This is a genomic window from Streptomyces sp. SID3343, assembly GCF_009865215.1.
Classification (GTDB): domain Bacteria; phylum Actinomycetota; class Actinomycetes; order Streptomycetales; family Streptomycetaceae; genus Embleya.
On record NZ_WWJX01001169.1, the window covers coordinates 1 to 8,238 of the forward strand.

Consider the following 8,238-nt stretch of genomic DNA (forward strand, 5'->3'; position numbering starts at 1 on the left):
GCCGGGGGCGGGCGTCGTCGGCGCACCGCTCGTCGGCGGCGCGTCGACGCGGGTGGGCGACGACGACGCGGTCGGGGGCGCGGACGGGGTCGGGGAACGCCGCTCGGGGGCGCGGGTACTCCCGGGCACGCCCACCGATCCGGTCGCGGGCGCGGGCTCGCTCGCGCGCGGCGATCGGGTGGCCGTCGGGCGCGCGGGATCCTGGCAGGGCTTGTCGTTGATGGTGCAGGCGAGCGGGCTGTCGGGGTGCGCGGGCTCGGTCGCGGGCGCGCCTACGGGGTCTTCCCGGCGGACCTCGAAGCCGACCACGATGCTCTCGCCGGGGCGCAACGCCTTGTTCCAATTCTCGTTGCGCAGCGTGTACTTGGTGCCGGCCCGGTCGAGGCGGCCGTTCCACGCGTTGGCGACCCGGGTGCCCTGGGGCAGGTCGAATCTGAGCGTCCAGCCCTCGACCGTGTGCGCGCCGTCGTTGCGCAGCACGTACTGCCCGCTGTATCCGGTGGGCCACGAGCCGGTCCGCACGTAGTCCGCGCTCAGCGCGCTGTGGTGCGACGACGTGCCCCCGGACAGGGCGACGATCAGCGCGGCGGGCAGGGCGGCCAGGGCCACGCTCGCGAGGGGCCGGCGGATGCGCTCCCAGCGGGGTCGCGCGGTGCCCGGTTCGGGCCCGCCTGCCCCGTGCGACCCCATGCCCACTCCTTCGACATCCTCTCCGGCGACACTCGGGCCGCCGGGCACCAGGACTCTACCGGCCTTCGGCGCCCGGTCCCATCGCTGCCCGCCGACCCGATGCCTTCGCCGATCACTCGTCTTACCATCCGAAATTCGGGTATCGAATCGTGGATACGACGCATAGATTGCAAGGCATGCAGTGGAACACGGGTACATACGACAGCAATTTCGGGTTCGTCTCGGCACATGGACGGTCCATGATCGATCTGCTCGAACCGCAGGCCGGCGAATCGATCCTGGACCTGGGCTGCGGCACCGGTGACCTGGCCGCGGAGATCGCCGCGACGGGCGCGCGCGTGCACGGAATCGACGCCGACGCGGGCATGATCGAGACCGCACGCGCCAAACACGCGGGCTCGGGAGCGACCTTCGCCGTCGCCGACGGCCACGCGTTCACCCTGGCCGAGCCGGTCGACAAGGTGTTCTCCAACGCCGCGCTGCACTGGATGACTCGACCCGACGAGGTGATCGAGCGCGTGCACGCAGCACTGCGCCCCGGCGGCCGGTTCGTCGCCGAGCAGGGCGCGGGGCGCAACGTCGCGACGCTGATCGAGGGGATGCGCACGGCGGCTGCCGAACAGGGCCTGGGCGACGTGGTGTTGCCGTGGTACTTCCCCAGCACCGCCGAGCACGCGGGTCGCCTGGAGCGGGCCGGGTTCGAGGTGCGCGTCGCGCTGTACTTCGACCGCCCGACCCCGCTGGCTCCCGGTGACACGGTCGCCGACTGGTGGCGGATGTTCGGGCCGACCACCCTCGCGGGCTTTCCCGCCGAGGCGCACGACGCGCTGCTGCGCCGGGTGGACGAATTGGTGAAGGACCGTCAGTTCCGCGACGGGGGTTGGTTCGCCGACTACGCGCGCCTGCGCTTCGTGGCGGTCAGGCGCTGACCGCGCGCCGCCCGTTCGCGCCCCGGGCGAACCACGTCACAGCCAGCCGTTCTCGTGCGCGATGCGCACCGCGTCGGCCCGGTTGCGCGCGTGGGTCTTGCCGATGCACGAGGACAGGTGGTTGCGTACGGTCCCCTCGGACAGGTGCAGGCGAGTCGCGATCTCGGACACCGTCGAGCCGTCGGCCGCGGCGCGCAGCACCTCGCGCTCGCGCTCGGTCAGCGGGTCGGCGCCGACCGAGAGCGCGGCGGCGGCGAGCGTGGGGTCGATCACCCGCTCGCCGCGCAGCACCCGGCGCACCGCGTCGGCCAGTTGCGCCGCCGGCGCGTCCTTGACGAGGAACGCGTCGGCGCCGATCTCCATCGCGCGGCGCAGGTAGCCGGGCCGGCCGAACGTGGTCAAGATGACGATCCGACAGCCCGGAAGTGCCTTGCGCAGGTCGCTCGCCGCGCTCAGGCCGTCCTGGCCCGGCATCTCGATGTCCAGGAGCGCGACGTCGGCGCCGCTCGCGCGTACCGCTTCCACGACCTCGTCGCCGCGCGACACCTGGGCGACGACGAGGATGTCGTCCTCCAGCCCGAGCAACGCCGCCAGCGCCTCGCGCACCATTGCTTGGTCCTCGGCGAGCAGTACGTTGATCACGGGCGAACGTTAGCGGTTCGGCGACTCGCCGACCGTACCGGCAGGGATCGGGACCGATGCGGTCAACCGGAAGCCGCGCTCCCCCGATGACGAATCGACCGAAATCGAGCCGTCCGCCAAGGCGAACCGCTCGCGCAGACCGGTCAGTCCGTTGCCCTCACAGCCCGCACCGCCGTTCCCGTCGTCCGCGATCTCCAGGGTCCACGTCGGGCCGGTGCTCAGTTCGACCGTGCAGCGCCGCGCCCCGCTGTGCCGCACGGTGTTGGTCACCGCTTCGCGCAGGGCCCACGACAGCACGGCCTCGGCGTCCGGATCGGGGCACACCGGCCACTGCTCGGGCACCACGGTCAGTTCGATGCCCACCGCGCGGGCCGCTATCCGCGCCCCGGCCAGTTCGACCGCGAAGGTCGGCCGCCGATAACCGCCGACCGCCTCACGCACGTCCACGAGCGCCTGCCGACTGACCCGCTCGATGTCGGCGACCTGCTCGATCGCGCGATCGACGTGACCGGGCAGGAACCGGCCGGCAAGTTCGCTCTTGAGCGTGATCAGCGACAGCGAGTGTCCGAGCACGTCGTGCAGGTCCCGGGCCATGCGCAGGCGCTCCTCGCTCGCCGACAACTGCGCGACGATCTCACGTGCCTCGCGCAACTCGGCGAGCGTCTCGATCAACCGCCGCACACCGATCATCAACCCGCCGGTGAGCACCGTGACGAACGCGAGCACGAACATGTCGTCGCCCGCCGCGTCCAGGGCGAACCCGAGCACCAGCCCGGTCAGCACGCACCCGACGATCGCCCACGCCGACTGCGGGAAGCGCAGGCCCGCCCCGAACGACACCGACACGTACACCATCACGCCCAGCCACGCGTCGTCGAAGGTCAGGATCAGGCCGACCGCCGTCACCCACAGCACGAAACACGTGAGCTGTCGAGCCCGGTCGGTGCCCAGGAGCGCGCACACGACCTCCTCGAAGCGACGGAAGAGGCCGAACCAGCCGATCCCGCCGAACACCAGCGACACGTAGCACACCACCACCACGAGCAACCCGAACGAACCCACCGCCAGGCGGATCGGCCCGTAGCCCCCGGTCGCGAGATCGTGCACGACCGGGGTCAGGAAGAACAACCACAACAGCGACCACGACAACCGGATCGCACGGCCCCGGCCGGTGTCCTGCCGGGTCGGATCCGAAAAGTTCATGCCGTGTGCCCCTTTGTACGACCCGCCCGCGCATCCGTCGTGCCGGCTCAGGCCGCGACCTTTTGCTCGTCGCGACGGTAGCGCCACGCCGCGAGCGCGGTGAACGCGACCAGGTAACCGGCCAGGATCGCGATGTCCGCCGCCCGCGGGTGATGCCCGTCCAATACCTCCCAGCCGAGTTGGCCGAGCCGATAGGTGGGCATCACGTGCCCGATGTCCTGAAGGATTTGTGGGAATCCGGTGAGCGGGACCCACATGCCGCCGAGCACCGCCATGCCGAGGTAGACGAGCATGAACACGGGCTGCGCCGAATCGGGGGCCACCAGATAGCCCAGCCCGATCCCGAGCACCGCGAACACGAACGAGCCGAACCACAGGCCCAGGACGATCGCGCCCCACTGCCACGCGTCCAACCGCACGCCGCGCAGGAAGCCGGTACCGAGCACGAGCAGGATGGCCGGCAGGCTCACCACCGACGCCGAGACCAGCTTGGAGAGCACGTACTGACGGCCCGTCAGCGTGGTCAGCCGCAGTTGCCGGGTCCACCCGCTCTGCCGCTCCGCCGCGATCCGCTGCACTCCCGCGCTGAGCGTGGCGCCGACCGCGCCGAACGAGGCCATCGACACCATGATGTAGGCCGCGACCTTGGTGCCGTCGACGTCCCCCGACTGGCTTCCGAAGATCAGATACATCGCGACCGGATAGGCGAGCGTGAAGATCAGGTAGCGGCGGTTGCGCAGCATCCGCAGGATTTCCAGTTTCATCATCGTCTTCACGACCGGCTGCTCTCCATGCCTTGGGCCTCGTCCGCCTGCTGGGTGATCGCCAGGAACGCCTGCTCCAGGCCGAGTCCGGCGACCTCCAGGCCGCGCGGCCGAAAGCCCGCGGCGTAGATCGCGGCGACCGTCTCGTCGGCGTCGTCGCTGCGAATGCGCACCGTGGTCCCGCTCAGTTCGATGTGCGCGATGCCCGGCAGCGCGCGCAGGGTCGGCTCGTACTCCTCGACCGGTCGGTCCAGCTCGAACGCGACCCGGCGCAGGCCGGCCCGGGCCTTGATCTGCGCGGCGCTCGCGTCGGCGAGCAACCTGCCGCGGTGCAGCACGAGCACGCGGTCCGCGACGTTGTCCGCCTCTTCGAGGTAGTGCGTCGCGAACAGCACCGTGCGGCCGAGTTCGGCCTGCTCGCGCATGCTCTCCCAAAAGCGCTGCCGGCTGTCCACGTCCATGCCGGTCGTGGGTTCGTCCAGGACGATCAGGTCCACCTCGCCGGCGATGGCCACCGCGAAGCGCACCCGCTGGGCCTGACCGCCGGAGAGCTTGCCGACGTTCTTGCCGACGAGGTCCTCGATGCCGGCCCGGCGCAGCACCTCTTGTTGCGGCAGCGGGCGCGGGTGCAGGTCGCGGGCGAGGCCGACCATCTCGCCGACGGTGACGTCCGGCATCAGCCCACCGCTTTGCAGCATCGCGCCGACTCGACCGCCCCGGATCGCGTCGCGCGGGTCGCCGCCGAACAGCGCCACCGAGCCCTGGGTGGGTCGGCTCAGGCCGAGCAGCAGGTCGAGCGTGGTCGACTTGCCGGCGCCGTTGGGGCCGAGGAGTGCGACCGTCTCGCCCTGACGCAGTTCGAGGTCGAGCCCGTCGACCGCGCGCACGTCCCCGAACGCCTTGGACACCCCCGCCAGCGCAACGGCCGGCGCCGTCGTCCGTTCTCCCACCGTGATCGTCATGGCGCAAGGTTCTCCCGCACGCGGGTACGCCGCGAAGTGGGAAACCTCCTGAACGCGCCATGACAGATGTCATGGGCGCCTACCGTGGCAGGCATGGTGCGACTGACCGATGCGCAAACCGGCACGTCCGAGACCGTGAGCACGTCGATCGGCAGGAGGGTGCGGATCGCGTATCCCCACCGCTCGCTGCGCGCGGCGATCCTGGCCGACACACTCCGCCGGGTCGCCGAGCGACACCGACTGACCGTGACGGTGCATCAGTTGCCGTATCGCGCGCAGGTCGCGGATCCCGCGGGCTACGGGCGCTACAACATGCCCGCGCCGACCACCGGCGCCCCAGACGCGGCGATCGACGTCTACCTCGGCGAGAGTGGCGACGAGGGACCGCGCGCCCGCGTGCACGTGCTGCACCCGCCGGCCCTGGTCGAACCCGGCCGGCGCCGGGTCGTCCCGCATCCCGAGGATCCGCTCGTACTGCGCCTGATCATGCTCTCGCTCGGGATGGACGAGCCGTTGCGCACCGGCGAGCAGGGCTACCGGGGCGAGGCCCAGGCCGCGCGGATGCTCGCCGAGTTGCGCGAACTGACCGCGATCTGCGCCGAGTCGCCGTCTGCGGCGCTGCCCGCGGCCCGGGTCGGCCCGATCCACGAGGCGCTCGACGACAACCTGGACACCCGGGCCGCGCTCGGCCTGTTGCTGGCCCTGGCCCGGGACCCGTCGATCGCGCCGGGTGCCCGGTTCGAGGCGCTCGTGCACGTGGACCGGTTCCTTGCCCTGGATCTGGCCAAGGACGTGGGTCGGCCCCGGGACTGAGCCGTGAGGCCGGGTCCCGGGGCCGAGGTCACGGCTGCCGATCCGCGGGGGTCAGTCGTCCGATCCGCGCGCCGGGACACCGCCGCCCGGCGTCGAGCCGCCGGTGGGAGTGCCGCCCTGGCCCTCGCCCTCGGCGCCGCCGGTGCGGTCGCAGGTGATCTTGTCGGCCGGGTCGTACTTGGTGTGGAACTTCTCCCGACCGGCTTCCTTGCCGTCCTTGACGAACACCCGGGTGACGTCGATCTTGAAGCCGTCGGAGGCGGCCTGCTCGACGCAACCCGCCGACTTGTCGTTGACCGACTTCGGCTTGACGATGTCGTACTTGCCACCCGGTTCGGCCTTGACGTCGTCGAACCTGCGGGTGCCCAGGAGGGTCACGGTCACCGTCGAGTCGGTGTACGAGGCATCCAGGTAGACCGTCTTGCCGGAGTCGTTCTGGAACTTCAGGTCGAGCGACGGCCACGCCACGGTGGCTTCGCGACCGGCCGGGTAGCGGTCGATCCAGAAGCTGTGCGGGCGGTGCATGACGTCCTTGAGGCCCGAGAAGAACACCGCGTTGAACGTCGTCGTGGCGACCTGCGAGACGCCGCCGCCGAAGTCGGTCTGGAAGCGCCCGTTGTTGATGATGGTGCCCTTGGCGAAGCCGTTCTCCGCCGTCCGCTCGCCGACCGTCTTGTTCAGGCTCCAGGTGTCGCCCGGCTTGATCACCGACCCGTCGATCAGATCGGCGGCCCGGTGGATGTTGGTCAGCCGGTAGGCCGCGTAGGGGTAGTTCGTCGTGTAGGTCGACATGACCTCGGTGACGCCCAGCTTGTTCGCGGCCTCGGTGGTCAGCTCCGGCTCGATCGGGCCGAGGCTGACCTTGGCGGTCCGGTTGTTCCCGCTCTTGGCCAGCACACCGAGCAGCGCGTCGGCGGCGGTCGCGCCGGAGACGCCCTTGCCCGGCACCGACGGAACGACGGACACCTTCGCGCCCGCGACCGGCTTGCCCTCGACCTTGAACGTCGCGTCCTTGGGCTTGTCGCCGACGGACGAGAAGGTCTGACCCAGCTCTTCCTGGAGCCCGTTGACGTCTATCTTCGGCTGGAGTCTGCCGCCGCCGTCCGGGACCATCGTGAGGTACTTGGCCAGGGTGGCCGGGGTCAGCTTGAGGCTCTTGCCACCGGCGGTCAGCGTCACCGGCCCCGACATCGCGGGCACCGCGAACTCGCGCATCGCGCGGTCCACTTCGGCCTGGGCGACCTTGGCCTGCGACGTCTTCATCGGCAGCGCGACGGGCCCGTTGCCGTGCAGGAAGGCCGCCTCGACCAGCTCGACCGCCGCCGGGGTGTCCAAAACCTGGCCCTGGTGCGGTTCGATCGCGGTGGCCTTGCCCCCGGCGAACGAGATCCCGCCGTCCGTCTGGGCCCCGCCGGCCTCGGTGGCCAGCGCCTCCAACGCGGCGGCCAGTTTGACCGCGTCGACCACGGTGCGCGGCGCGGTCTCGCGCTTCTTGCCGAGCATCGCGGGCACCGTGACGGCCGGATTGAGACCACCCTTGGACGCCTCGCTCACGGTGGCCCGAGCATCGAGCAACAGCCCGGCGACGGCGGGCTCCAACTCGACCTTCTTGTCGCCGAGGGTGAGCACTATGGGTTTCGTGGTGCGGTCGCCGAGCTTTTGTTCGAGCGTACGGACGGCCTCGTCTCGGGACTGGCCGCCGATGTTGACGCCGAGTACCGAACTGCCGCGCGGCACACCACCGCCCGCGTAGGCGAGCGACGCGCCGTACACCCCGCCGAGGACCGCGACGCCTGCCGCGCACGCGATCAGCGCCTTCGGCTTGCGCCGCTTGGGCCGCGCCGGCGCGGGGGGCGCGTCGGGGTGCGGCTCCTCGACGCCGTCGAGGTGACCGGCCGAAGCACCGTCCCCGGGCGCGTCGTTCGACGCGTGCGCCGGGAACCCTCCCTCGGCCGCCTCGTGTTCCTGTTGGGTCTGGTACGCGTACGGCCCGGCGGAGCCGTCGGCGGTGGTCCAGTGCGGCGCGTCGCGCGAGGGCAACGGGGCCTGACCGCGCAGCACCACGGGCGGGATCGGCCGCGAGCCCGGGATCTTGATGCTGACCCGGGTGGTCATGGTCTGTTCGCCGGACTCCGGGTCGATCTCGTATACCGGCTCCTCGACCGGCCCGGCCGGGGCCGGGTTGGGGTCGGGCGGGCCGAAGCCGCCGATCAGCCGGCGGCGACCGGCCCGGGC

The 8,238-nt window shown here is 71.4% G+C and carries 8 protein-coding genes; 2 read left to right on the forward strand and 6 right to left on the reverse strand.

The window, feature by feature from the left end:
* Window positions 1-690 (reverse strand): cellulose binding domain-containing protein (locus GT354_RS36980; RefSeq protein ID WP_202512708.1); only part of this gene is annotated, 690 nt, incomplete at its 3' end.
* Between the two features lie 239 nt (window positions 691-929).
* Between GT354_RS36980 and GT354_RS36985 the strand changes: the two genes are divergently transcribed.
* On the forward strand, window positions 930-1,619 hold the full coding sequence (locus GT354_RS36985; RefSeq protein WP_202512709.1) for a class I SAM-dependent methyltransferase: 690 nt from the start codon (window positions 930-932) through the stop codon (window positions 1,617-1,619).
* A 36-nt stretch (window positions 1,620-1,655) separates the two neighbouring features.
* Here GT354_RS36985 and GT354_RS36990 read toward each other — a convergent pair whose 3' ends face one another.
* The 4 genes from GT354_RS36990 to GT354_RS37005 are packed head-to-tail and all read right to left on the reverse strand — an operon-like array spanning window position 1,656 to window position 5,190.
* A complete protein-coding gene (locus GT354_RS36990; protein ID WP_161360764.1) occupies window positions 1,656-2,261 on the reverse strand; it encodes a response regulator transcription factor in 606 nt (201 codons plus the stop codon).
* 9 nt (window positions 2,262-2,270) lie between these two features.
* Window positions 2,271-3,464, reverse strand: coding sequence for a sensor histidine kinase (locus tag GT354_RS36995; RefSeq protein WP_161360765.1), 1,194 nt, complete (start codon window positions 3,462-3,464; stop codon window positions 2,271-2,273).
* Between the two features lie 47 nt (window positions 3,465-3,511).
* Window positions 3,512-4,231, reverse strand: coding sequence for an ABC transporter permease (locus GT354_RS37000; protein WP_237535833.1), 720 nt, complete (start codon window positions 4,229-4,231; stop codon window positions 3,512-3,514).
* 5 nt (window positions 4,232-4,236) lie between these two features.
* Complete coding sequence (locus GT354_RS37005) at window positions 4,237-5,190, reverse strand: ABC transporter ATP-binding protein (RefSeq protein WP_161360767.1); 954 nt, start codon at window positions 5,188-5,190, stop codon at window positions 4,237-4,239.
* Window positions 5,191-5,283: 93 nt separating this feature from the next.
* Between GT354_RS37005 and GT354_RS37010 the strand changes: the two genes are divergently transcribed.
* Window positions 5,284-6,003 carry a hypothetical protein gene (locus GT354_RS37010; protein ID WP_161360768.1) on the forward strand — a complete coding sequence of 240 codons (720 nt, stop codon included), beginning with the start codon at window positions 5,284-5,286 and terminating at the stop codon, window positions 6,001-6,003.
* A 51-nt stretch (window positions 6,004-6,054) separates the two neighbouring features.
* Here GT354_RS37010 and GT354_RS37015 read toward each other — a convergent pair.
* Window positions 6,055-8,238: VanW family protein (locus tag GT354_RS37015; RefSeq protein WP_161360769.1), on the reverse strand; the 2,184-nt coding region annotated here is incomplete at its 5' end.

What these genes read in the sequence shown, in the direction of transcription:
- GT354_RS36995 (WP_161360765.1), bottom strand. Translation starts at nt 3,464, where the DNA reads ATGAACTTTTCGGATCCGACCCGGCAGGACACCGGCCGGGGCCGTGCG.
- GT354_RS37000 (WP_237535833.1), bottom strand. Translation starts at nt 4,231, where the DNA reads ATGATGAAACTGGAAATCCTGCGGATGCTGCGCAACCGCCGCTACCTG.
- GT354_RS37010 (WP_161360768.1), top strand. Translation starts at nt 5,284, where the DNA reads ATGGTGCGACTGACCGATGCGCAAACCGGCACGTCCGAGACCGTGAGC.
- GT354_RS36985 (WP_202512709.1), top strand. Translation starts at nt 930, where the DNA reads ATGATCGATCTGCTCGAACCGCAGGCCGGCGAATCGATCCTGGACCTG.
- GT354_RS37005 (WP_161360767.1), bottom strand. Translation starts at nt 5,190, where the DNA reads ATGACGATCACGGTGGGAGAACGGACGACGGCGCCGGCCGTTGCGCTG.